Genomic DNA, 25,065 nt, shown 5'->3' with positions numbered 1-25,065 from the left:
ATTATGCTAATTTTCCATCTTCCATGTTAACAATGCGATCGGCAATATCCAAAATACGGTTATCGTGGGTAACTAACAAAATCGTACAACCCTGCTCTCTGGCAAGTTGCTGCATCAAATTCACCACTTCCCGCCCGGATTTGCTGTCTAGGGCCGCTGTTGGTTCATCAGCCAAAACAATTTGCGGGCGACTAACTAAGGCACGGGCGATCGCAACTCTTTGTTTTTGTCCCCCTGACAAGTCATCTGGATAATAGTTAAGTCGTTGTTCCAGTCCTACTAATTCTAGCATTTTTGTAGATCGATCGCGCATCTGGGAACGTGACAAATTTCCGTGAACTTCCAAACCCATTTGCACGTTTTGTAGCGCGGTCAAACTGCGGTGTAAATTGTGCGCCTGAAAAATATAGCCAATTTTGCGCCGCGTCTTTACCAATTTATCTGAACTGGCATTGCACATCTCTTGACCGAGAATTTTGAGACTACCAGATTGACCAGAACGCAGTGCGCCAATCAATGTTAAAAGCGTGGTTTTTCCCGAACCGGAAGGCCCGGTCATCAGCACAATTTCACCTGCATATATCTCAAGGTTGATGTCAAAAAGTACCTGTTTTCGGAGTTGACCTTGACCGAAGTAATGGTCGAGTTTGTGCATGGAAATTACAGGCTCGGAAATCTGTAGGTTGTTGGCTGTGGGGTTGAGAATAGCGGATTTCATAAGTTAAGGATTCGGATTTTTTTAACCACAGAGGGCGCAGAGAACACAGAGAAAGATCAGAGAGAGATGAATAATTGGGATTAAAAAATGTCGGCGGGGTCGGCTGCTTGCAGTTTACGAGTGGCAATAGCTCCTGAAATACTGCACATAACCATGTTCAAAATTAATACTGCTAATGCTCGACCTATGGTCATGTATAAGGGTAAATTTGTAGCTTGACGAGTCACATGATATAGTGCTACAGAGACTCCTACTCCAGGTAAAAAACCGAGGACAGAAAGAATAATAGCTTCTTCAAAAACAATGCCGAGCAAATAAACATTCCGGTAGCCCATCGCTTTAAAAGTAGCATATTCTCCCATGTGGTCGCTGACATCGGTTGAGAGAACTTGGTAAACGATAATTACTCCTACTACAAAACCCATCGCTACGCCTAAATTAAAGACAAAGCCGATCGCAGTATTTTTAGCCCAATAATTTTTCTCGAACTCGATAAATTCTTGTTTGGTCAAAACCTTGACATCCGATGGCAAATATGCTTTTAAAACTTGTTGGACTTGCAGCGAGTCAGCACCGGGTTGCAGTTGAATTAATCCGGCATTTACGCTTGCAGAATCCTGTCGGGGAAACAGGCGTAGATAATTTTGATCGCTGGTGATTAAAGCTCCGTCAGCGGCAAAAGATGCTCCAACTGTAAATAAACCGCCGATCGCAATTGTGCGCCGATCGATCTCAGTTTTAACAGATTGTCCCTGATTAATTTGGGCGATAGACCCTTGATAATCTCCCCTTGAAGCTCGGTCAAATAACACAGTATCCGGCAATTTAATCAAATTCAAATTTTTGTTGACTTCTGGCAGGTCAAATGCAGGGCGATCGGGATTAAATCCCAACACCATAATCGACGTTTCCCGCCGAGTTTCAGGAACTTTCCAAGTAGCAATTTTGACATAAAGTGGATCGGCTGATTTCACACCAGGTACATTCATCGCCTGATATAATCTGCGCCTTGGAAAAGAAGATAAATTCAGCAAATTCCGGCCTTGGGGATTCATCAAAACTAAGTCAGTTTGCAAAGTTTGGTGCAGGCGCGTATTGCTACTGTAAAGCGCATTTTGAAATCCCAACTGCATGAACATCAAAACGTCAGCAAAGGCAATTCCTGCAACTGCAACCGCCATTCGTCCTTTGTCGTGACTCAGTTGCAGCCATCCGAGAGGAGTTCTGTTTCTTAACTGTTGTAAAGGTTTAATTAGTCCAATCATATCTCTCTTCTCTTCCTCTATTTTCTCTGCGTTCTCTGCGCTCTCTGCGGTTAAAAAATCTTAATTCTTAATTCCCGCCGATCGCCACTTTGACTTGCAAATTAGTCAATTTTGAATCGGCGATTGAAATCGCAACTACACAAACGAAGTCTGCCTCCGCAGACTCAAGAATGCTATTTAAGGCGGATTTGATTGATATTTAATTCCCGCCGATCGCAACTTTGACTTGCAAATTAGTCAAACCCGCTACTTTCTGACTGGAAGCTGCATCTAAACGCACTTTTACCTCCACAATTCGCGCATCAATATTCGCAGAAGGCTCGGTGTTAACAATGTTTTGCCGCTGCACCTGCAAACCGATGTATTCGACACTTCCCTGCAATTCCCCATTCAAAGAATCGCTAGTAATTTTGGCTGGCTGTCCAATCCGTACTTTGTCCACATCACTTTGGTAGATTTCAGCCACCGCCAGCATTTCGCGAGTTTGTCCGAGTTCGACAATGCCGTCATTTCCAACTTTTTCCCCAGGATACGTGTGAATTTTTAGGACTTGAGCATCTCTGGGAGCGCGGATGTAAGCTAGATCTAGATTGGCTTTGGCTTGTTTGGCGGCGGCTTGGGCGGAACCGACTTCGGCGGCGGCTGCTTCTATGTCAACGGGGCGCACTTCGGCGATGCGATCGAGATTTGCTTCCGCTTCGCCGATTTGCTGCTGTCGAGATTCCTGAATTTGGCTGAGTTTGGCTTGCGCTTCATTAATCTGCTGCTGGCGAGACTGCTGAATTTGATTCAGTTTGGCTTGCGCTTCATAAATTTGTTGTTGGCGAGATTGCTGAATTTGATTCAGTTTGGCTTTTCCTTCGTTGAGTTGCTGTTGGGCTGTTTCGGCGGCGAGGGTTTTGCTGTCGCTAGTTGAGGCAGAAATTGCTCCTTGTTGGTACAGTTGCGAGTAGCGTCGCTGTTCGTTTCTAGCGTTGCGGAGTTCGGCTTCTATGCGAGCAATTGCTGCTTGTTGGGTTTGAATTTCCCCTTGCTGTTCGGCCCTTAAACGAGCAATGGTGGCTTGTTGGGCTCTAATTTCGGTACTGCGATCGACTTCTAAGCGAGCAACGATCGCCTGTTGCGCTGCGATCTCGTTGCTGCGATCGGCTTCTAAGCGGCCAATGGTGGCTTTCTGGGCTTGAATTTCGCCATTTTTGGCTCCTGCTTTCACTTTTGCGAGATTTGCCCGGGCAACGCGCACTTGTTCTTGTGCTTGGTCAAAGGCTGCTTGCTGGCGATCGCGATTGTCCAAAATTGCGATCGTTTCACCTGTTTTCACTCTGTCTCCTTCTTTTACCAGGAGTCGATCGATCCTGTTTCCATCCGCCGCCCCAGAGCCCGAAACTTTAATCACTTCTCCCCTCGGTTCAAGTCGCCCCAAAGCTGTCACTGTGGTTAATTGGGATGCTGTGACTGCTGCTGCTGCGGTTGCTGCGTTGGGATCTGGCTGGCGCGATCGCCAGATCGTGTAACCAGTAGTTCCCCCAGCCGCCAGAGTTGCTAAGGCTGCTACAACTACGAGTTGTTTAACTAAGGGTGAATTGGAAGATAAGCTTTCTGCGGTTAAGCGGTGTACCATGACACACCTCATGATTTGGGTAGGTAAAAACTAAACGGTTTAGTTTATAAATAAATACTAAACCGTTCAGTATAATGATGTCAATACCCGAAGCAAAAATTACAGAAACCAGAGATGGCAAGGACAAAACCAATCGAACCAGACGCAACATTAGGTGATAAAAGCGAGCAAATCCTGCAAGGTGCGATGCAAGAATTTTTAACCCACGGCTACGCGGGTACGAGTATGGACAAGGTAGCCAAGACGGGGGGAGTTTCCAAAGCCACGGTTTACAGCTACTTTCAAGATAAAGAGGGATTGTTCGCGGCCTTGGTGCAGTGGCTGGCGCGAAAAAAAGTCCATTTTACAGTTCTGGATGAAGAACCCGCCGTAGCGCTGCGATTCATTGCCACAACTATATTGGATCAGGCGACGCACGAACCCGAATTTCTCAATTTCGTCAGGCTAGTGATTGCGGAGTCGGGGCGTTTTCCCCAGCTAGCGCAGACTTTTGTGAGAAACTTAGCTAAACCGGGTATCGATCGCCTGACTGAATATTTAACATTGCATCCAGAGTTAAAATTGCCCGATCCTGAGGCGACGGCGCGGATTTTTATTGGCTCTCTGGTATATTTCCAGTTAACGCAGGAGATGATGCACGGTAAAGATATTATGCCCATGGAGCGCGATCGAGTAATCGATGCTCTGCTGCACTTGATTTTGCGATCGCAGTCAAATTCCTAAGTGCGATCGAATGTTGATGGGAAGATGGGGCGATCGGGTTAATTTTTGAGGTTTTGAGTAGTCGCTTTCCCTCTCCCTTTTCCCCATCATTTGAGCTTTCAAACTTTGCTGTCAACGGGAGCATCTGAGTTTTGCATTTATAGTAGTGCGAGCGTCCCCGCTCGCGTATTCTACAAATCGCGAGCGGGGACGCTCGCACTATAATAATAAAAAAATGCTTTTTGCAAACCTGAGATGCTCCCGCTGTCAACTGTCAACGAAGAGGGCGGGCACTCTTGGCACCGCCCCTACAAACTGTCAACTGTCAACTGTCAACTGTCAACTGTCAACTGTCAACTGCCAACTAACCTTTCCCTCAATTGAGCATCTGATAAATGTGGCAGTTGTTCCACAAACAAAGTCAATTCTGCCAAAGGCAAAGCCAATAAATTAGTCACAGCCTGGGGCAGAATATCCTGCAAGTTAGTAACAAACATTTTCAAGACACTTTCAGCCAACAACTTGACCGCTTCTTCCCGCCCCGATTCATCGACTGTCAGCATCGACATTGCCAGCAACAAAACCGTAAAATCCGCAGCCAATAACTTGGATATGGGAGATAGAAAAGCCGTCATTTTCGGGCTTAATTCTCCAAAGCGAACTCGCAGAAAATTTTCTAAGATTAACCGCTGTTGTTCTTGTCTGCCTCGTTCCAGTCCTCGTTCTAGCCCTTGTTCCAGCCCTTCTTCTAATCCTTCTTCCCTAGCTTGTTGCTGTGCAGCTTGTATTTCTTCTCGAAAAAGTGGTGCTATCGTCATAATTAACTCCCGCTCTTCTGGCTCTAATTCCTGTGGGATGTCGGTTACTAAATTTGACTGTAACCGATACAATAATTCTAGCGCGATAATCCGCAACGGATCGTTTGTGGCTAAAGCGCTCAATTGGGCGATCGCCCTTTCCTGCACTTTCCCTTTGCCCAAAATCCTCAACCACAGAGTTTCGGGAGTTTCTGGCAACTGGTGAATCACCACAATTGCCGATCGCAAAGATTCCCCCAAAAAATAGATTCCCTGCATCCAATTCTCTGTATCTGGTGTCGCATTAAAGCTATCTACCAAGGCTTTCGATGCTGTCGGTGTCAAAATCCACAGTTTGGGTAACTGAGAGTCATCATAGCGAGTATTTTCTCTTCTAAATTTTCGCTCCAACTCGCCTCGCACGTCCAATAATTTGCCCAAACAGCTACAAATTTCGCTGGGGTTTGCCGGATTGCGAAACGGCTCAAAAATAGCAGTCGTACCCGCCATTTTTCCCAACAAGCCTAGATTTTCGGAGTATTCGGGAATTGCAGTGCCAGGAGTGAAATAAACATCGATTTCTCGAACTTCGCTCGTCACATCGCGGCCGACATTCACCGTTCCTAGCGGGGAAAGCAATTCTTCCAGAAATTCTTTAGCAAAGCGATCGTGAATAAATCGCGTCATAGGAATTACGATTAACTTTATCCGTTAATAATAGCAGATGTGCGATATTTATTTACAGCAGTTCTAAGAAATATGAGGTACGTTGTTGGGCTTTAGCCCTCTTATTTTCGTTTAAGTAATATAGCATTTATGAATGATTCATATAAATTTGTAGGGTAGTGCCCCCGTACCTACGCCCTATCTATCGCGCAATCGAGTTCGGGAAGAACCCCTACAAAAGTTACACAAATAATTTAGGATTGCTATATTTATCAACGAAGTGGTAGAAGAAAGGACTGAAGTCCTAACTACAAACTTTTTTGATTTCTCGCCGATCGCGCGGACGACAAGGATTTCCCATACAAACAAAGCCAGCGGGCATATTTTCAAACACGCTGCTGCGAGCTCCGATTAAGGCATTTGCACCGATCGCAACACCAGGGCCAATGAAGCAATCGGCGGCAATCCAAACGCCGTTATTAATGATAACAGATGCTGTTATTAACCCAAAGGCTGGGTCTTGGGGGTCGTGAGTGCCGGTGCAGAGGTAGCTTTTTTGAGAAATAACGCAGTGTTTGCCGATCGCAATTCGCTCCAGACTGTACAATACAACATCATCTCCAATCCAACTATAATCGCCGATTTCAACTTTCCAGGGATAGGTAAAACGAGCCGTAGGGCGGATAATTACCCCAAAACCTATTTTCGCGCCAAATAACCGCAACAAGCCGCTTCTGATGCCGTTACAAGGGTGTGGAGTGAGGGGAAAGGCGATCGCCTGCACCAACCACCAAACCAAAATTAGCCATCCGGGCCTTCCGCGATCGAAATTTGACTGGTTGTACAGCCGCAAATCAATTAAAGATTCACCTGTTAAAATATTTGGTTGGTTATTGCCAATGGGAAGATCGTTGATTTCAGGATTTGGCGAATTTGCGATCGGATGCGGCGGTTCCGGGTCAGGAGTTGGCGTATAATGAGTCATCTAATATTTAATTGAAAATCGAGTTTAACTTTAAGGACTGCTGCATGACATCTCCAGTTAGGGACAATTTTAACTCTGAAAACACGAAGGATCTCGCACACAGCCAAAATCCAAATCCCAGCATTCCGAAAGTGCGACTTTTACAAACAGCTTTAATACTGCTTAGCAGCTTTTTTGTAGCAGAGTTAATCGCCGCCATCAATTCTCACAGTTTATCCCTATTGGCAGATGCGGGTCACGTTTTGTCAGATGTAGCAGCTTTAGCAATAACTTTGACAGCTACTTGGTATTCGTCGCGACAAAGAAGTAAAGCTGTAGATTGTGCGATCACCCGATCGGCAATTCCTGCACGGGGAGAAATTATTGCTGCTTTAGTTAATAGTATCAGTTTAGTGGCGATCGCCCTGTGGATAGCGGCAGAGTCGATCGCCCGCTTGCAGTCCCCAACCCCGGAAGTAGAAGGACTCCCGATGTTAATTACCGCCATTGTCGGTTTAAGCGTCAACTCGATCAATGCTTGTTGCTTGCATTCCTGCTGTCACGGCGACTTGAACCTCAAAAGCGCCTTTCTGCACGCAGTCGCCGACATATTTTCGTCGGTTGGAGTAATTTTAGCTGCGATCGCCGTAGCGTGGCTGCACTGGAATTGGGCGGACGGCTTAATTAGCTTGCTAGTATCGGTATCAATAATTTTATTAACTCTACCATTGCTGATTGAAAGTATCCAATTGCTGCTGGGAAAAGTATCGGCAATCTCCGCAATTCAAGAACCTTGCGACTGCGAAAGAGTCAGCGCCGAAAAACTCCTGTTTCCATCCCTCGAAGAACTAATCAAATGATGTCTCGACCTCTGCGTTCATCAGCGTTTATCCGCCGACATCTGCGGTTAAGATCCAAAGTATAAAAGATAGGTATACAATCAAAATAGAACAGACTAAAATCAAATCTATGTCAACTAAAGTAGAAACGGAGGAAAAAAAACAATGAATTTAGAGCAAGCAGTTTTAGATAAGTTGCGCGGATTGCCCCCAGAGAGACAGCAAGAAGTTTTAGATTTTGCTGAATTTCTTCAACAAAAAACTATGGCTAAACGACCGCTAAAGAGTGTCAAAGGATTGTGTGCTGACTTAAAAGTAGATATTACCGAAGAAGACATCGCCCAAGCCCGAAAAGAAATGTGGGGAAATTTTCCCAGGGAGATTGTTTGATACCCTCAGTCGTAGCAGATACCCATACCCTAATTTGGTACATTTTTGAACTGCCGAGATTGTCGCCAGCAGCATTAACGGCATTAGAAGAAGCGGTTAATGAGGGAAATTCGATCTACTTTTCGGCAATTACAATAGTAGAAATTTCTTACTTAATTGAGCGAGGGCGTTTGGCAGGCGAGGTGCTGACACGAGTTTTAAATGCTGCGGACGATCCAAATGTGGGGATTTTGCTAGCACCTTTGGATCGCAATATCTCGGCAACTATTCAACAAATTGACAGGGCAACGGTTCCTGATATGCCAGACAGGATTATTGCCGCCACTGCTTTATCTTTGAGTCTTCCGTTAGTCACCCGCGACGCGAAAATTCAAGCGTTAACTATTATTCAGACAATATGGTGAGTATGGGTGGAATTGACAGGGCAATCTAAGAAACCGGGTTTTTTCCGAAATCTTTCATACATCCTGTAGGGGCGGGTTCACCAACCATAATTGCGCCAAAACAAACAATCTCAAAAACCCGCCCAACCCAACTCTTGAAGTACATCAAGGGCTTTTAGAGCATCGGGATATTCTTGTAATTGGGAGCGATATTGTTCAATTTCTGATTGGGTAATGGTAGTCATTGGGATAATGGCGATCGATTAATTGAATAATTCTTATTTTGTCATAATTATTGTACTTCTTTTGTGCAGAAACCCGGCCGTTGAAATAGCATTGATACAAACGAAGAAACCCGGCGGTTGGAAACCGCGGCTTGTCAAACGAAGAAACCCGGCGGTTGGAAACCGCGGCTATACAAACAATGTCCGCCTCCGCGGACGAAGAAACCCGGCGGTTGGAAACCGCGGCTTGTCAAACAATGTCCGCCTCCGCGGACGAAGAAACCCGGCGGTTGGAAACCGCGGCTTGTCAAACAATGTCCGCCTCCGCGGACGAAGAAACCCGGCGGTTGGAAACCGCGGCTATACAAACAATGTCCGCCTCCGCGGACGAAGAAACCCGGCGGTTGGAAACCGCGGCTATACAAACAATGTCCGCCTCCGCGGACTGATACAAAATTCGGCTTAAATATCCCGTTTATTTCTTAGTCTGCGGAGGCAGACTTCGTTTGTGTAGCTGCGGTTTTAACCGCCGAATCACTCTCTGGCGGTGACAAAGTAGGCTCAGGTTCTGCCACATTTAACTGACCGCCGCAGCAGCGCAATTCGTAAAGTTTAGCATTAATTTGATACTCGTACTGACTCAATAATCTTGCATAAATATAGCCAGCTTTTCCATCCAAAAAGCCGAGCTGAATGAAGTAAAATAAAATAAATCTGAGTAGTGGTTTAAAAGGCAGCCGCACCCAAACTTTTTTGAGAAATCGCTTCCGCTGTACTGCATCTCCAAATAAGTTGGCGCCAATAGTGCCGCTGTCGTCGCGGCCTTCAATAATATTGTAATAAACGCGGGCTTCCCAATTTGAATAGCGGTTGTGCCGTTCTATCCAGTGAAATAAATCGCGGTAATCTTCGTGGATCATGTCGTGTTTTAAGTAGCCGACTTGACCTGCTAAAATGACGTGTTCGTGTACTTCGTTGTCACCTGTATTGGGGACGGATTCGGTGCCGAGATTTTCGTAGCGGCCTTTTTGATGCTTGAACAAACGCAAATTCCAGTCGGGATATCGGCCGCCGTAACGCAGCCATTGACCTAAAAAGAAGACTTTGCGGTTGAGGTAGTAGCCGTCAAAATTCGGATCGGCGATCGCCCGCGCGATTTCGTCCCAAAGTTCCGGGGGGATGCGCTCGTCGCAATCGACAATTAAAACCCATTCGTTGCGAAAGGGCAGGTTGTCCAAAGACCAATTTTTCTTTTTCGGCCAGCGGTTGTCAAAATAGAATTGCACGACTTTGGCACCGCTACTGATGGCAATTTCTACCGTGCGATCGCTACTTTGGGAATCCACCAGAAAAACTTCATCTGCCCTGGCAATGCTGGCCAGACACGCAGGTAGATTAAGTTCTTCGTCTTTTGCCGGAATGAGAACTGAAACCGGAATCTTGGATGAACTAGATGTCATAATCGAGTGCTTGAACCTGAATGCGGTCGAGTTATTGTGGATGAAGTGCGATCGGCATGGTAGCGCCGACGACTTTAACAGCGAGGGATATTGCCTCTAGCCTAATGCCTGCTGGTCGATTTCGGTGTAAAAATCAGGCCCCGAAGGGCTGCACTTAAATAACCAATTTGACCCCAAGCAAAAACGAAATTTTCAAAGCGCAGTCCCGGATCTCTAATGTATTTAAAAGACTTGTATACTCCCCTCAGTATTCTTTCACCGCCCCGTCCAAGCTGAGCAATACCTGCTCGATCGGACAATTGTTCCCGATAACACTCGCTGATGCCTTGCCACCAACCCCGATCGAGAAACCAAGCTTGCTTGAGCCTTTCTACAGCCACATTGTGCAGAACCAGGGCCTCGGGCAGATAAACCACTTGCCAGCCTAACTCTAATGCTAATTCTGTCGCGCGCAATTCTTCATTTGACAACAACTTTTTGCCGACTCTACCGAGTTTGACATCGAAGCCACCAATTTGTTCGAGAAAAGCCCGCCGGATCGAGTAGTTTACACCCCTGGGAGTCAAACCGGCAGCAGTTACGTACTGGCAAGTATCCCCTAAATCATAAACTCCCAAGTTTTGGGCCAATCCGGGCGATAGCCATTTTGGTGCACAGACTCCACAAGGCCACAGCAAGTTAACTTTGCCGCCGGCTACGGCTAGTTTTTGATTGCTTTGATAGGCGGCGTGCAGCACCCTGAGCCAATTCGGCTCAGCAATAGCGTCGTCGTCGAGATAAGCTAATATTTCGCTGCTAGCTTCCTTGGCGCCGGTGTTTCGCGCTACTGATAAACCGATTGTGGGTTCCCAGACATACTTGAGGCGGCAGTCGGAGAGTCTTGCTTCTACCACCTCGCGAGTGCGCGAAGTGGAACTTTCGGGGCTGGCATAATCGTTAGAACCGTTATCCACTACTACTACTTCAAAGTTATCGGGAAAATCCTGTACCAGCAAGCTGTCGATCGCCCCAGCTAAATAGCTGGCGCGATTGTGAGTGCAAATTATGGCTGATATCTGAGGTTTGGGCATTGGGCATTGGGCATTGGGCATTGGGAAGAAGGCTCGCGCAGGGCATTGGGCATTGGGGATAGTCTCTATTTTTTGCTTCTTTTCTTCTCTCTGCAAATTGGTAAGGGCGTAACTCACTTGCTGGAAAACGGCTATGTTGGGAAATTTGATGTAGTTATTCTGATATTGTCCTATCAATGCTATTATCGCCTAAAAATCATTGGTAATCAAACAAATAACCAGCAACCAATAACCAGCAACCAATAACCAGTAACCAATAACCAATAACCAGTAACCAGTAACCAGTAACCAGTAACCAGTAACCAGTAACCAATAACCAGTAACCAGTAACCAATAACCCTTCGACCCTTCGACTACGCTCAGGGAACCGCAAATAACAAATAACCAATAACAAATAACCAATAACCAATGACTAAAATAATCTTAGTAACTGGGCCGGCTCGAAGTGGTAAAAGTGAATGGGCCGAAACTCTGGCCGCGGCTTCGGGAAAACAAGTAATCTATGTGGCTACTGGCATGGTTAATGAAACAGATTTGGAGTGGCTCGGCCGCCTCGAACAACACCGAAATCGCCGCCCGGTTCATTGGAAAACCCTAGAAGTGCCGATCGACTTACCGACAGTTATCCGCACTGGTAAACCCTCGGATTGCTTGTTAATTGATTCCCTCGGAACTTGGACGGCGAATCTTTTAGAACAAGAAGCCACACTTTGGACTGCTGCACAGCAAGATTTGCTAGCGAGTTTGAAGTCAACTGCGGCGGATGTAGTTTTTGTAGGAGAGGAAACAGGATGGGGTGTTGTGCCTGCTTATCCGGCGGGGCGGCTGTTTCGCGATCGCCTCGGCACTCTCGTCCGTCACATCGGGGCGATCGCCGATACTGTTTATCTCGCCACCGGAGGTTACGCCTTGAACCTGTCGGCTTTGGGTACGCCGCTACCCCCCGCCAAGAATTAACAGACGGAAGCGCGATCGACTTTTCGAGCAAAAAGCTCCGTTTGCCCGCAGACAATTTCAACTAAAAATCAGCTATAATTACAATTAAGCTCGAAAACTCAAAAATCACATCAATCACTCCAAAAAAATACTCGCGCCCAGCAACCAGCACAAAAATTTGACACCGAAAATAGTCGGCTTTTGAAAGAATGTCAAATATCAAATGTCTCTTGAGATAGAGATCGAATTTAAAGTTTAAAGTCTAAAATTACCAATGAATTGCAGGATTGAGTAAAAGCTATGGCATCAGAAAGTGAAGTCAGAAAATATATTGCTTACTGGTTTCAGTTAGGCAAAAAAGTATTTATTCGCAACGGTTCCGAAGCGCTGCTACCAAAATCGGTAATTGCGGGCGATCGCTACAGCAGCGAATTTGAAGAATGCTGGCAAAAAATCATCTCCCCCGACAGCGGAGACTGTCACCTGCAAGGCACCAACGAAACAATTGCCGAACTGCTGACACCAGCATGGGAAATCAGTCCCTGCGCGCGCTGTGCCATGCCCGTAGTGTTCCAACAAACCGGAATGCCACCAGAGTGCTGTCCTTGTTACGACTTACCCAACTGGCCCGATACCGAAATGCCCCAACCTCGATCGCCCGTCAGCACCAAATCGCAACTTTCAAGCATTCGCGATCGACTCCTCAGAACCGGTGGAGAGTGAAGAGGGGGAGAGGGGGAGAATGGGAGAGGGGGAGAGGGGGAGAGGGTGGCAAGAAATGGGGTTTTTCGCCAGATATTCCACTAAAAAACCCGGTTTCTTTAGTCCTAGCCCATAAGTCTTCGACCAATGACCAATGACTAAGGTTCGTAGTGCGGACTTCAGTCCGCTCTAATTCTGCGGACTGAAGTCCGCACTACGAACCAACTGCCAACTGACTAACCAATTCGGTTTTCTCTATCTCACAATAGTGGCGAGAAGGCCACAAATTGTTACAATGTCTTTACAATGCTTCACACTAGGTCTGAGTTTATGGATGTCAAGACGGTATCGCCAGCCTCCCCAGTAACTTACTCAAATTCAGGGACTCACGCTGCACCAGACAATCTCAAAGAGGTAAAAACAGTTCCCCTGCAAGCAGTACAAGTAGAACTAGACACAGCTACAGCAAATCCCCAACCGCTCAAATCAGCCAAAGATATCGCCTATGAGTTGGCCGGAGAAGCTGTGCGCTACGATCCAGTTGCGATCGCAGCCGAGTACCGCAATCGCCCCCTGCAAGTCTGGAGAAGGCTGTCGAGCGTGGTTTGGACATTTTTTAGCTTTGCCTTCAGTTTGTGGTGGGACAAAAAGAGAGGCCGCACCGCAGCCAACGAAAAGCGCCGCGCCGCCCGCCTGCGAGAAATTCTCAGCCAACTCGGCCCAGCTTTCATCAAAATCGGACAAGCACTCTCAACTCGCCCTGACTTAGTACCGCCAGCATATTTAGAAGAATTAACCACGCTGCAAGACCAATTGCCAGCGTTTCCCAACGAAGTAGCATATCAATTTATACAAGAAGAATTGGGCGCACACCCCAAGGATATTTACGCCGAAATTACCGCAGATCCGATCGCAGCAGCATCCCTCGGACAAGTCTATAAAGGCAAACTCAAAACCGGCGAAACCGTCGCCATCAAAGTGCAGCGACCCGGTTTAGCCGAAAACATCGGCTTAGATATTTACATCCTGCGGCGCGTCGCAGTTTGGGCGCAAAACAACTTCAAAATAATTCGCAGTGACCTCGCCGGAATTATGGACGAGTTGGGCGAGCGCATTTACGAAGAAATGGACTACACCCACGAAGGACAAAATGCCGAACGCTTTGCCGAACTCTACGGGAATCTGAAGGATATTTACGTTCCCAAAATCTACTGGGAATATACCCGCCGCCGCGTCTTGACCATGGAGTGGATTACCGGCATCAAACTCACTAATTTAGAAGCCGTCAAGGCTCAAGGAATCGACGCTCCTTACTTAATTGAAGTGGGGGTGCAGTGCTCTCTCAGACAGCTTCTAGAACACGGTTTCTTTCACGCTGACCCGCACCCCGGCAATCTTTTGGCAACTCCTGACGGTCAGTTGGCTTATCTCGATTTCGGGATGATGAGCGAAGTCAAACCTTATCAGCGGTACGGCTTGTTGGAAGCTGTGGTGCATTTGGTAAACCGCGACTTTGAAGGTTTGGCCAGAGATTACGTAAAGTTGGAATTTTTAACGCCAGACACCGATTTGACGCCAATTATTCCGGCTTTGGCTGGGGTATTTAACAATGCTTTGGGTGCTAGCGTTGCGGAACTCAATTTCAAAAGCATTACTGACGAACTTTCGGCGGTGATGTACGAGTATCCTTTCCGAGTTCCAGCTTACTATGCTTTGATTATTCGATCGCTCGTTACGCTAGAAGGGATTGCCATTAATGTCGATCCAGAATTCAAAGTGCTGAGTAAAGCTTATCCTTACGTAGCAAAACGGCTGTTGAGCGACCCCGCACCGGAATTGAGAGCCTCCCTGCAAGATTTATTGTTCAAACAAGGCGAATTCCGCTGGAATCGCTTAGAAAACTTGCTGAACAATGCCCGCGAAAGCGACGATTACGATGTCAGCAAAATCCTCAACCAAGCGTTAGAGTATTTATTTTCGCAAAGAGGAGATTATATTCGCGATCGCATTGTTGCTGAATTGGTGAAAAGTCTCGACACACTTTCGAGCAATGCTGTTGCTAACGCCAAAGCAGTTGTCGGCGAATGGTTTGGAGTCAAAGCAAGCCTACCTGTAGTTTCACAAACCGAACAAAATAACTTAGAACACATCAAGCGGATTTGGGATATTTTGCAATCAACTCCGGGTTTTGACGGCATGAAAGTATTGCAACTACTGCCACAGTTGTTGGTGAAACCAGAAGTGCAGAATATGGGCCAGCAAGTCGTCGGCGGCTTAGCTCAAAGAGCAGTTGCTAGGTTAATTCGCGAGTTTTTACTTTCCGAGAAACCAGCAGCTATTCCTGAAAATGGCAGCTATTCTCAGACTTCGCCTCAGTTGTCTTTGCCGGCGGCGAAGTAGTTAGATCAGATAAAAAAAGGTACGTAGTTGCGCTTCAGCGCTCTTTCCGGATACCAGAAAGAGGGCTAAAGCCCAACAACGTACCTTTTTTGTGTTATGAAAGTCCAGCCAAGGTACGTTGTTGCGCTTGGGCGCTCTTTCCGGATCTCAGAAAGAGGGCTAAAGCCCAACAACGTACCTTTTTTGTGTTATGAAAGTCCAGCCAAGGTACGTAGTTGCGCTTCAGCGCTCTTTCCGGATACCAGAAAGAGGGCTAAAGCCCAACAACGTACCTTTTTTGTGTTATGAAAGTCCAGCCAAGGTACGTAGTTGCGCTTCACCGCTCTTTCCGGATATCAGAAAGAGGGCTAAAGCCCAACAACGTACCTTTTTTGTGTTATGAAAGTCCAGCCAAGGTACGTAGTTGCGCTTCAGCGCTCTTTCCGGATATCAGAAAGAGGGCTAAAGCCCAACAACGTACCTTTTTTGTGTTATGAAAGTCCAGCCAAGGTACGTAGTTGCGCTTCAGCGCTCTTTCCGGATATCAGAAAGAGGGCTAAAGCCCAACAACGTACCTTTTTTGTGTTATGAAAGTCCAGCCAAGGTACGTAGTTGCGCTTCAGCGCTCTTTCCGGATATCAGAAAGAGGGCTAAAGCCCAACAACGTACCTTTTTTTTCTATCGTACTATTGATAAGATTAGGAAAGAGGGCCCAAGCCCAACAACGTACCTTTTTTGTATTTAGATTTTAACTGAAATATTGTTGGATAAATGCTTGCAGTTGTCGGACTTCGCAAGCTTCGGCAAGACGAATCAGTTCTCTGGCAAAGGCAGCCCGGTTCTCATCTTGAAGTTGTTCTGCAATTTCGATAATGCCGTCAAGTTCTCCGTTTTGTGCTAACTCAAATAGTTCGTTTAAAATTTCGGTTGCAGGTGGCTTAATTGACTCTGTTGCAACATCAGCATTCTGGTTTGGATTGTTATTGGTGTCGCAAATCCAATCCAATTGCAGATGTTTTTGCATTAGTTCCAGTAAGGTATCAGCTTCTACGGGTTTGGGCAAAAAGTCACTTCCACCAGCTTCCAGACTCTTGTGGCGATCGCTTTCAAATACGCTCGCAGAAGAGACGATAACGATGGTTTCTTTGAGTTGGGGATAAGTCTGTAGCTTCCGCAAAAACTCATACCCATCCATCACAGGCATACTTAAATCGGTAATAATTAAATCTGGTGAAGTCTTGAGAGTTTGTTCAATTCCTTCGAGTCCGTTGCTGGCTTCAACGATCTCAAAACCGATCGGTTCTAAAAGATTGAGTAGAACCGAGCGATTTTCCCAAGAGTCATCAATAACGAGAATTTTGTGTTTTTTACCTTGATATCCAGCGATCGCCCGTTGGTGAGATACTTTCGCAACGGATGCCCAATTGTCGGCGACGGGGAGTTCTACTTCAAAGGAGAAGGTGCTGCCTTCACCCGAGATACTGCCGACGCTAATTTCACCGCCCATGATCGAAACAATTTTGTGGCTAATTGCGAGTCCTAAACCTGTGCCTTCAGCTTGCTTTTTGGTATCACCAACTTGTTCAAAGGGCAGGAAAATTTTCTCGATTTCTTGCGGGGTCATGCCAACTCCGGTATCTTGAATGTGAAAGCGAATCTTTTTGCCAACAGATTCAACTTTGAAGGTGACACCGCCGCGATCGGTAAATTTAATCGCATTTCCCAGTAGGTTAATCAAAACTTGACGGAGGCGTTTTTGATCTGCAAAAACTCCCACAGGCAAGCCTTTTTCCGCTTTAAATTCAAAGTAAATCCCTTTTTCTTCGGCACGGATGCGGTGGATTTCGACGACACTTTGCAGGAAGGAAGGTAGGTGCAAAGGTGCGGGATTCAGTTCGAGTTTTCGGGCTTCGATTTTGGAAAGATCCAATATATCGTTAATCAGGGTGAGCAAGTGAGAGCCGCACTGGTAGATGATGTTGATGCCGTTGCTTGCTTTCGGGGTGAGGGGTTCGCTGCGTTGCAGGATTTGGGTGTAGCCCAGAATCCCGTTGAGGGGTGTCCGCAATTCGTGACTCATGTTGGCTAAGAATTCGCTTTTGGCTTGATTGGCAAATTCGGCTGTTTCTTTGGCTTGTTGAATATCGACGTTGGCTTGTTGAATTTCCTGAAACTTATCTTGCAGGGCTATAGCCATCAGTTGGAAGTTATTGGACAGGGTGTTTATTTCGCTGATGGAACTGTTGGGAATTTGCAGCGATTGTTGTTCTGTAAGTTTATCGGGCAAATTGTTGGTAATATTGGCAAGTTGCAGCAAGGGTTTGACTAGACTGCGACTAATAGATTTTGCCAGAAGCGGGGCGAGAAGTGCGATCGCCATGAGAATCGCGAAGCTTTTGGTATAAATTCTATCGAACACTGCTAAATGGGAAGCGCTGGGTTGTTCGATCGCAATTATCCAAGAAAAATCACCGCCAACAGCAGTTTTATTCACGTAAAATGACTTTCTCCACCGCATAACCTTAGGCGTGTTGGGGAGGATGGGTATCCAAATATTGGTGTTTTGATTCAACGGATTAATTTCACCATTCCCATTTTTATCAAAGGGTTGTGCTTCCTTTAGATCCTCGCGAGTGCTGGAAATAACGCGATTTTCGCGATCGAGCAAACTCACCATCCGAGTCGATCCGGCTTGACTGGCGAGCAAAAATTGTTTTAATTTGTTGGTGTCAACTTCTGCAAAAACTTGACCTACCAGGTTGTTATCCCGGAAAATGGGTACTGTTTGGGCGATCGTCGGCGAGTTCGACACCGTAACGAGATCGGAGAGCACCGGCTGCTTGGCTGTCAGTAAAGCCTGCAATGGCAAACTATCGAGTTTTGTGACTGAATTGCGATCGGTATTTTGGACAGTAGTGGAATTCAGAATTTGCCCGTTGGTGTCTGTAATGTAGAGATTGCTGAACCCTGAAAGAGTCGATCGGGCTATTTGAATTTTTTCCTGCATCTGTGAAGCGTCCAAGAGATTGCTATCCTGAACATTAGATGCCAGTTTTTGTAGGTTCTCCAGACTTTTCTGGTGCCACTCCTGTAAATCCGTACTCACAGCTTGTCTGCTGTTTTCTAGCTGGCCTAGAAGATTTTTTTGTTGAACATTAGTAGCATCCTGACAGTTCCAAATAGTTAACACCAATGCCGGTAGCAAGACAAAAGCTACCAGCAAATTTAGAAGAGTTTGTTCAAAATCCTGAGTTTTGAGAGTATTGACGCGGAGCCACTTAGCAATAGGAGTGTGAGTCAGAATCAGACTAGCAATCAAAGCATTACAGATTTGGTTGACTGGATTTCTGAAGGAAATCAACAGAACAGATTGAGGAGAAACTTTCCCACAAACCACATAAAGAAACCAAAGCAATGGAAATCCAATCGTTGCCCAGAAAATAACATCAATTAATAATAAATTTTTACTTCGGCGCAGTCCCAATCCGACAAAGATTGCCTCCACTGTCCAAAGAATAAAAGCGTAGGGATGATACCAAATTAAAATTGTACGGAAATTGGCAATTACCGCAGCGAGCGTTCCCCAGCCTAATCCATACAATCTCATAACCAACATGACAAAAACACTGCCAAAGAGCCAATCTGTGTAGAGAATAATTGGAATACTGAAATAGTTACCCAAATACCCTAAGACCAGCAAACAAAGCAAAACAACCGTCAATCGCAATTGTTCTTTTGACTGATTTTTATGCCTTGAGTAGTCGCCTAAACCTGAAATATTTGTCATTGTCTTTGCTGATTATAGAATTCCAAGACTTTGTAAGAGCGATCGCTTTTTTATTGACTTACAGAAACTAATAGCAGCGATTTTCTGATATCAAACATTGCTAGATTTTGCTAAATTATTTTCTTTGTCTAAATAGAACTTACTACGCTTGTGGTCAATTATTTCAACGATCTCCTCGATTTTATACCATCTTGGCAAAAAAGTGTGTGTTGTTATACTTTTTTGTCGATCGGGTGCGGCGATTCATAAATTGTTGATAGGTAGTTGTAGTTGTAGGGTGTGTCGCCATAGAAAATACTCAAGAAAGAGCGACTATCTCATAGCGACGCACCTCTTCTTTTCAAAGGTTTTAGTGGTAGGTGTGCCACCACAGACAAGACTCAATAAAGAGCGATAATCGAGCGAGCAATGCACCTCTTCTTTTCAAAGGGTGAGAAATTAAACCCCAATACGGCTCAATTAATATTAATTTCAAAAATCCTTGCTTCAACGCTCTTCGTTGAGTTGGTTTATTCAAATATTGTCGCACGCTTTGCGTCGCTTGCTAGGTTTTTCGTTTTTTCTTGCCTAGCATAAATGGAGCCGCGCCTACCAATATTGTTGCATTTATTTTTTTAATTGGTATTACTATTAATTTAACTTGATTGATATTGTAGTTTTTCTCAAAAAGATCGGGCATGACATACAGCTTATATAACACTCAAATAAGAGGGCTAAAGCCCAACAACGTACCCGTTATTTCGATGGAGCCGCTATATATTAATTTCGTTAGCATCATAATTATTCATCTTTCTCCTCTGTCCCTCTGCATTCTCTGTGTCAAGAGCGGTAAATCATTCCGATACAAGCGGAATTGATATTACCTTTGTATTTAAAGATTGAACACTCACATAGAAACTATCGGCAAGGCAGACAAACTGAATAAATATCCTCAATTGCACCCAAGGGCGGATAAAACTCAAAGAATTACTGAAGCTTAAATCCCTTAGCAGCTAATTGTTGGCGCAGACTTTGAATTATGACACTATCGACAGTATTTTCACCTTTGTCTGTACTGGCTTTGCGTTGGCGTTCGACATATTCGGTACGCTTTTGAGATAACTCGCGGATCGTTTTTTTAATCCTTTCTCTTTCGGTTTTCTTGCCAGCTACATATGTTCTTTTTTCAGTTAATGTCATACCTCGCATGATTTCCGGTAAGCTCTCATCTGATATTTCCTCTAGTTTCACTTTTCCAGTTTCAAGAGCGTCGAGTAAATCCCAAGAATAATTACTATAGTATTCAGAAGCTTTGGAGGCACCACGCATTGCAATATTTGCGCCAGCATTACTATCTTCAGTAGCTTGACGTTGTTGTCCGATTCTTCCTTGTCTGCCATAGGGAATATAAGTTTCATTTAATTTAGTATTCCAACTAGAAATTTCCTCATCATAAGGCGACTTAATTACCACAATTACTTGATTTTGATTGATGTTGAAGTTACTACCTTTTGCCAAAATAGCTCCAGATGCCCAAAGTTGTCGTTCCTGACTTTCCGCTGAACCACAGTAGATAGTATTAACAAGAGTATCTCCTTTAACAGCCAGATTGACAGATTGAGTCCAAACTATAGGGCCTTGATCGAATGGTTCATTGCCAGCGATAAAAATCACGCGAAAATCTGCCGGATCTTTACTCCAGTTTAATTCTTGCATTGCCGATCGAATTACCCAGCCAGCATATTCTTGACCGCCGTTAGTTTTGATACTAAATAGCTTTTCGGACACCAAATCTAATTCAGGAGTAAATCCAGTTAATAATCTGACAAAACCTTCCGAAGATGGTAAACTATCATTGCCATAATGATAGAGAGCAACTTCTAAATCTGGAACTTCGCCATCTTTTCTGACCTTAGATAAAAAATTCACAATTTGCCAAAGTTGATTGCGAGTCTGGTCGATCAGTCCATCCATGCTATTACTAGAATCTAAAAGGATGGCTATCTGAATTTTTGCTTTGGCGAAAGCGGCTGTGGGGGAGCACAGAATACTTAGGGTTAAGGCTGTAGTGAATAAAATTCGAGTTAGTTTCTGCATGGAATTTTGGGATTTCCTTACGATCACCAATTATAGTCAGTGGTAATCTAGATTTAGTTCCTGGTTTCCAGTGATTTGTAACAATATTTTACATTTTTCCGAAACGGGCAAGATGCCCGTTCCACAAAAAGTTATTAGTAGGATGTGTCAGCTACGATCGTTTTCGGTTTAAACTCAAGGTGCGTCAGAATTATACTTTTGGTGGTGATTCGTAATGTCGCAACTGACGCACCCTACAACTACAACTATGAATGCAGTCGAAATCGAAGAAGCCGTTTCCCGGCTTGCTGAATCGCCCTTTGACTCGGAAGAGTTTCCCTTTGCTTTCCTCGAAGCTTTTGGTAACAAGTCAACTACCATCAAGAAGCTCAAAAGCAAAAGCGGTGGTTCAAACAAATCGGATGTCGGTGGCGTACTTCAGCATAACAATATTCATTTGAAGGTTTGCTCCGAAGGTGAGGTGACAAATACCCTCACTGCTTTGCGGGAAAGTGCGGCGACTGCTAGACATAAGGCTAAGTTTATCCTTGCTACCGATGGCAAAAGTTTTGAGGCGGAGAATTTGGCTGATGGGGAGACAGTCGCTTGCGATTACCACGATTTTCACGATCATTTTGGTTTTTTTCTGCCGTTGGCGGGGATTACGACGGTTAGGCAAATCCGGGAGAATGCCTTTGATATCAAGGCTACGGCGCGTCTGAATCGCCTTTATGTGGAGCTGTTGAAGGAGAACCCGGAGTGGGATAAATCGGAGAATCGGGAAGCGCTCAATCACTTCATGGCGCGACTGATTTTCTGTTTCTTTGCGGAGGATACGAATATTTTCCACAGTGAAGGTTTGTTTGCGAAAACAGTCCAGCAAATGAGTGATTCGTCGAATACCCATGAGGTGTTGTCGGAGTTGTTTCGGGCGATGTGTCTGCCGCTGAAAGAGCGAGAAGTTGCACAGATTCGGAGTTGGGCAGATCGGTTTCCCTATGTGAATGGAGGGCTGTTTTCGGGTGGGGTAGAGGTGCCGCGTTTTAGTAAGATTGCGCGTTCTTATTTACTTCATGTTGGTAATCTGGATTGGACAAAGATTAATCCCGATATTTTCGGCTCGATGATTCAGGCGGTGGCGGATGATGAGGAGCGCGGTGCTTTGGGGATGCACTATACCAGTGTGCCGAATATCCTCAAAGTGCTTAATCCGCTGTTTTTGGATGATTTGCGATCGCAGTTAGAAGCGGCAGGAGATAATGCCCGAAAGTTGTTGAATTTGCGGCAAAGAATAGGGCGAATTCGGGTGTTCGATCCGGCTTGTGGTTCGGGGAATTTTTTGGTGATTGCGTATAAGAAGATGCGCGAGATTGAGTGGGAAATTAATCGTCTGCGGGGGGAACCGGATCGCAAATCTGAGATTCCGCTGACGAATTTTCGGGGAATTGAATTGCGCCATTTTTCCTGTGAGATTGCGCGGTTGGCGTTGATTATTGCGGAGTATCAATGTGATGTGTTGTATCGGGGGCCAAAGTTGGCGCTGGCGGAGTTTTTGCCGCTGAAGGATGATAATTGGGTTACTTGTGGGAATGCGTTGCGGTTGGATTGGTTGAGTCTCTTCCCATCGAAGGAAACGGGGGTGAAGGTGCAGCGGGAGGATTTGGATTTGTTTGGTGAGATGGGGGAAGTGGCGGAGATTGATTTTGAGAATCAGGGAGGAGAGACTTATATCTGTGGGAATCCACCATACAAAGGAAGTCAAACACAGACAAAAGAGCAGAAATCAGATCTTGCCCTTGTTTTTAAGCAATATAAGGTTTCATCTAAGCAGATTGACTATGTTGGTGGCTGGTTTATGAAGGCAGCCGAATATGCTCAGCACACTGTGGCAGAAGCCGCATTTGTGAGTACAAATTCAATATGTCAAGGGCGTATCGTTCCAATACTATGGCCTACAATCTTTGAAACAGGCTCGCTCATCCGCTTTGCATATACGTCATTTAAATGGGCAAATCTTGCTAGTCATAATGCTGGTGTAACTGTCTCAATAATTTGTCTTTCTCAATCGAAAGAAAAGAAACGCTACCTTTTTGATACAGGTCGCAATGGTGAAACAGAAGGAAGAGAGGCTGGCAACATTACACCCTACTTGACCGTAGGAGAGAATATTGTTGTAACGAGTCAGCAAGATAGTATCGCTGGTTTACACGAAATGTCTTTTGGAAATATGCCAGTCGATGGTGGCAATCTTCTTCTGTCAGCAGAAGAACTTAGGGAACTGACGCTTACACATCAAGATAAGCAGATATTGGTTCGTCGTATTTATGGGTCTGCCGAGTTCATTCGTGGCCTTGTCCGATATTGTCTTTGGATAGCAGGAGATCGGCTACAGCACGCGCTAGCTATTGAATTAATTAGAAGACGAATTGACTGCGTTCGGTCGATGCGCCTTGCAAGCAAAGATGCAGGCACAAACAAGATGGCTGCGCGTGCTCACCAAATGCGTGAAATGAACATCGGAACAAAGCAGACAGTCTCGATGCCCTCCGTTTCGTCCGAAAATCGGGATTATCTTCCAGTCGGGTTAATTGATGCTTGGTCTACAGTCAGCAACCTTTGCTTTGCTCTCTACGATGCCCCACTCTGGAACATGGCACTCATCGCCTCACGCATCCACCTAGTCTGGATCGCCACCGTCTGCGGCAAGCTAGAAACTCGATATCGCTACTCCAACACCCTCGGCTGGAACACCTTCCCCGTCCCTACGCTCACCGATCGCAATAAAGCCGATCTCACCCGCAGCGCCGAAGACATCCTGCTAGCACGGGAGAACTATTTCCCCGCCACGATCGCAGATATGTACGATCGCGATCGGCTGGATACCGAATTCCCATTGGTTAGGGAAGCGCACGATCGCAATGACGAAATCCTGGAACGAATCTACATCGGCCGCCGCTTCAAAAACGATACAGAACGATTGGAAAAACTGTTTGAATTGTATACAAAAATGACCAGTCAGCAACCGCTCCCAAAAAAGTCTGCGAAACGTAAAGGAGGTAAATGATGAAAAGCGCGATCGAAATTCCTATGAATAAAATCACGAAATGCGAAATCGATTGCTTGATGAATATTATGATATAAAGATCGCAAATGGTTTGTAAAATTCTTACTCTCTCCCCTTAGTAAGGGCAGGGGTGGGGTTAAAAATTTACGATTCATTCGTGAGAGCCTTAATTGACATACGGCAAATTGCCGTATATCATTAATTTAATACCTTATTTTACGGCTCTAACGCCATGACTAATGCAAGTGATTCAAAATCGCCGGCGCGGCTAGAACTTCGGATCGGTCAAGAAGCCAAGGCTCTCGTGCAAAAAGCTGCTGACTTGGAAGGAAGAACCCTTACAGACTTTGTGATTGCCGCTGTGCTAGCAGAAGCTCGTAGGGCGATCGAGCAGCACCAAACCCTGACGCTCAGCCTTAAAGATAGTAACGCTTTTGTTGAAGCAATTCTCAATCCTCCGAAGCCCAATCGAGCCTTAAAATCGGCGGCTTTACGGTATAAACAAACAATGTCAATTTAATGGTTCTCACGATCGACCTTCTCGATAGCCGAACCCATATCCGTTCGCGCTTTTGCTGTGGAGAAGAAAGTTTGGATAGCTACCTGTGCAAGCAAGCATCTCAGGATCTCAAAAAGCGAGTCTCCACCGTCTTTGTTTTAGTTGATGAGCCTGAGAAGAATGTTTTAGGTTACTATACGCTCTCCTCGTACACTGTCAATGTCACAGCTTTAGAAGAAAAACTTGCCAAAAGATTACCCCCTTACCCAGCATTACCTGCAACACTACTAGGTCGTCTTGCAGTTGATAATAACCAAAAAGGGAGAGGGTTTGGTGAACTATTATTAATCGATGCCCTAAAAAAGTCTTTAGATGCGAGTCAGCAAGTTGCATCTCTTGCTGTGATTGTAGATGCTTTGTATCCGCTCAATAATTCGGGGTAGCCGAGAAAAAAAGTAAGCAGAGTAAAAAAAGTGTTATAAAATAGGAGACATGACGCTTCATATTATTTCACGAGACAAGTCACCCTGCAATATACTACTGC

At 45.4% G+C, this 25,065-nt stretch carries 20 protein-coding genes; 11 read left to right on the top strand and 9 right to left on the bottom strand.

The features are described 5' to 3' along the window. Position 1: 1 nt before the first annotated feature. From QZW82_RS11185 to QZW82_RS11175, 3 genes are all read right to left on the bottom strand, one after another. The gene (locus QZW82_RS11185) at positions 2-718 is read right to left on the bottom strand and encodes a DevA family ABC transporter ATP-binding protein (protein ID WP_293148000.1); all 717 of its coding nucleotides are present in this window, start codon (positions 716-718) and stop codon (positions 2-4) included. Between the two features lie 80 nt (positions 719-798). Continuing rightward, positions 799-1,983, bottom strand: coding sequence for an ABC transporter permease DevC (gene devC, locus QZW82_RS11180; RefSeq protein ID WP_293147998.1), 1,185 nt, complete (start codon positions 1,981-1,983; stop codon positions 799-801). Between the two features lie 199 nt (positions 1,984-2,182). Next, entirely contained in the window at positions 2,183-3,604 is a 1,422-nt protein-coding gene (locus QZW82_RS11175) for an HlyD family efflux transporter periplasmic adaptor subunit (RefSeq protein WP_293147996.1), read from the bottom strand. A gap of 114 nt (positions 3,605-3,718) precedes the next feature. Between QZW82_RS11175 and QZW82_RS11170 the strand changes: the two genes are divergently transcribed. After that, positions 3,719-4,327: a TetR/AcrR family transcriptional regulator gene (locus QZW82_RS11170; protein WP_293147994.1), complete on the top strand. Its 609-nt coding sequence runs from the start codon at positions 3,719-3,721 to the stop codon at positions 4,325-4,327. Positions 4,328-4,561: 234 nt separating this feature from the next. Next, entirely contained in the window at positions 4,562-4,690 is a 129-nt protein-coding gene (locus QZW82_RS11165; RefSeq protein WP_293147992.1) for a hypothetical protein, read from the top strand. On the opposite strand, the gene QZW82_RS11160 is transcribed toward QZW82_RS11165, so the two are convergent. Together QZW82_RS11160 and hpsU are read right to left on the bottom strand one after the other, a co-directional pair. Then, the gene (locus QZW82_RS11160; RefSeq protein WP_293147990.1) at positions 4,660-5,790 is read right to left on the bottom strand and encodes a flagellar assembly protein H; all 1,131 of its coding nucleotides are present in this window, start codon (positions 5,788-5,790) and stop codon (positions 4,660-4,662) included. The two genes, QZW82_RS11165 and QZW82_RS11160, sit on opposite strands and share 31 nt — an antisense overlap. 283 nt (positions 5,791-6,073) lie before the next feature. Further along, positions 6,074-6,754 carry a hormogonium polysaccharide biosynthesis acetyltransferase HpsU gene (hpsU, locus tag QZW82_RS11155; RefSeq protein ID WP_293147988.1) on the bottom strand — a complete coding sequence of 227 codons (681 nt, stop codon included), beginning with the start codon at positions 6,752-6,754 and terminating at the stop codon, positions 6,074-6,076. Between the two features lie 44 nt (positions 6,755-6,798). Between hpsU and QZW82_RS11150 the strand changes: the two genes are divergently transcribed. The 3 genes from QZW82_RS11150 (at position 6,799) to QZW82_RS11140 (ending at position 8,366) form a co-directional block, all read left to right on the top strand. Beyond that, complete coding sequence (locus QZW82_RS11150; protein ID WP_293147986.1) at positions 6,799-7,593, top strand: cation diffusion facilitator family transporter; 795 nt, start codon at positions 6,799-6,801, stop codon at positions 7,591-7,593. A gap of 144 nt (positions 7,594-7,737) precedes the next feature. After that, entirely contained in the window at positions 7,738-7,962 is a 225-nt protein-coding gene (locus QZW82_RS11145; RefSeq protein ID WP_293147984.1) for a DUF2281 domain-containing protein, read from the top strand. Next, positions 7,959-8,366, top strand: a complete 408-nt coding sequence (locus QZW82_RS11140) for a type II toxin-antitoxin system VapC family toxin (RefSeq protein ID WP_293147982.1) — start codon at positions 7,959-7,961, stop codon at positions 8,364-8,366. The genes QZW82_RS11145 and QZW82_RS11140 overlap by 4 nt, the downstream gene beginning before the upstream one ends. A gap of 685 nt (positions 8,367-9,051) precedes the next feature. Here the strand turns inward: QZW82_RS11140 and QZW82_RS11135 are convergent. Then, a complete protein-coding gene (locus QZW82_RS11135) occupies positions 9,052-10,029 on the bottom strand; it encodes a glycosyltransferase family 2 protein (protein ID WP_293147980.1) in 978 nt (325 codons plus the stop codon). Positions 10,030-10,130: 101 nt separating this feature from the next. After that, the gene (locus QZW82_RS11130; protein ID WP_293148151.1) at positions 10,131-11,099 is read right to left on the bottom strand and encodes a glycosyltransferase family 2 protein; all 969 of its coding nucleotides are present in this window, start codon (positions 11,097-11,099) and stop codon (positions 10,131-10,133) included. 408 nt (positions 11,100-11,507) lie between these two features. Between QZW82_RS11130 and cobU the strand changes: the two genes are divergently transcribed. From cobU to QZW82_RS11115, 3 genes are all read left to right on the top strand, one after another. After that, a complete protein-coding gene (gene cobU, locus QZW82_RS11125) occupies positions 11,508-12,056 on the top strand; it encodes a bifunctional adenosylcobinamide kinase/adenosylcobinamide-phosphate guanylyltransferase (protein ID WP_293147978.1) in 549 nt (182 codons plus the stop codon). 279 nt (positions 12,057-12,335) lie between these two features. Beyond that, the gene (locus tag QZW82_RS11120; protein ID WP_293147976.1) at positions 12,336-12,758 is read left to right on the top strand and encodes a hypothetical protein; all 423 of its coding nucleotides are present in this window, start codon (positions 12,336-12,338) and stop codon (positions 12,756-12,758) included. A gap of 309 nt (positions 12,759-13,067) precedes the next feature. After that, entirely contained in the window at positions 13,068-15,137 is a 2,070-nt protein-coding gene (locus QZW82_RS11115) for an AarF/ABC1/UbiB kinase family protein (RefSeq protein ID WP_293148149.1), read from the top strand. Between the two features lie 727 nt (positions 15,138-15,864). Here the strand turns inward: QZW82_RS11115 and QZW82_RS11110 are convergent. After that, entirely contained in the window at positions 15,865-18,903 is a 3,039-nt protein-coding gene (locus QZW82_RS11110; RefSeq protein ID WP_293147974.1) for a hybrid sensor histidine kinase/response regulator, read from the bottom strand. A 966-nt stretch (positions 18,904-19,869) separates the two neighbouring features. Then, the gene (locus QZW82_RS11105) at positions 19,870-20,856 is read right to left on the bottom strand and encodes a hypothetical protein (protein ID WP_293147972.1); all 987 of its coding nucleotides are present in this window, start codon (positions 20,854-20,856) and stop codon (positions 19,870-19,872) included. Between the two features lie 370 nt (positions 20,857-21,226). Here QZW82_RS11105 and QZW82_RS11100 point away from each other — a divergent pair, with 370 nt between their 5' ends. From QZW82_RS11100 to QZW82_RS11090, 3 genes are all read left to right on the top strand, one after another. Then, positions 21,227-24,022: a DNA methyltransferase gene (locus QZW82_RS11100; RefSeq protein WP_293147970.1), complete on the top strand. Its 2,796-nt coding sequence runs from the start codon at positions 21,227-21,229 to the stop codon at positions 24,020-24,022. 232 nt (positions 24,023-24,254) lie between these two features. Continuing rightward, on the top strand, positions 24,255-24,542 hold the full coding sequence (locus QZW82_RS11095) for a DUF1778 domain-containing protein (protein ID WP_293147969.1): 288 nt from the start codon (positions 24,255-24,257) through the stop codon (positions 24,540-24,542). Continuing rightward, on the top strand, positions 24,542-24,964 hold the full coding sequence (locus QZW82_RS11090; RefSeq protein ID WP_293147967.1) for a GNAT family N-acetyltransferase: 423 nt from the start codon (positions 24,542-24,544) through the stop codon (positions 24,962-24,964). The genes QZW82_RS11095 and QZW82_RS11090 overlap by 1 nt, the downstream gene beginning before the upstream one ends. The last annotated feature ends 101 nt before the right edge of the window (positions 24,965-25,065 follow it).

Source organism: Microcoleus sp. bin48.metabat.b7b8b9.023 (genome assembly GCF_013299185.1).
Lineage (GTDB): Bacteria > Cyanobacteriota > Cyanobacteriia > Cyanobacteriales > Microcoleaceae > Microcoleus.
Note: the sequence above shows the minus strand (reverse complement) of the source record. Positions and strands in the feature narration are given on the sequence as shown.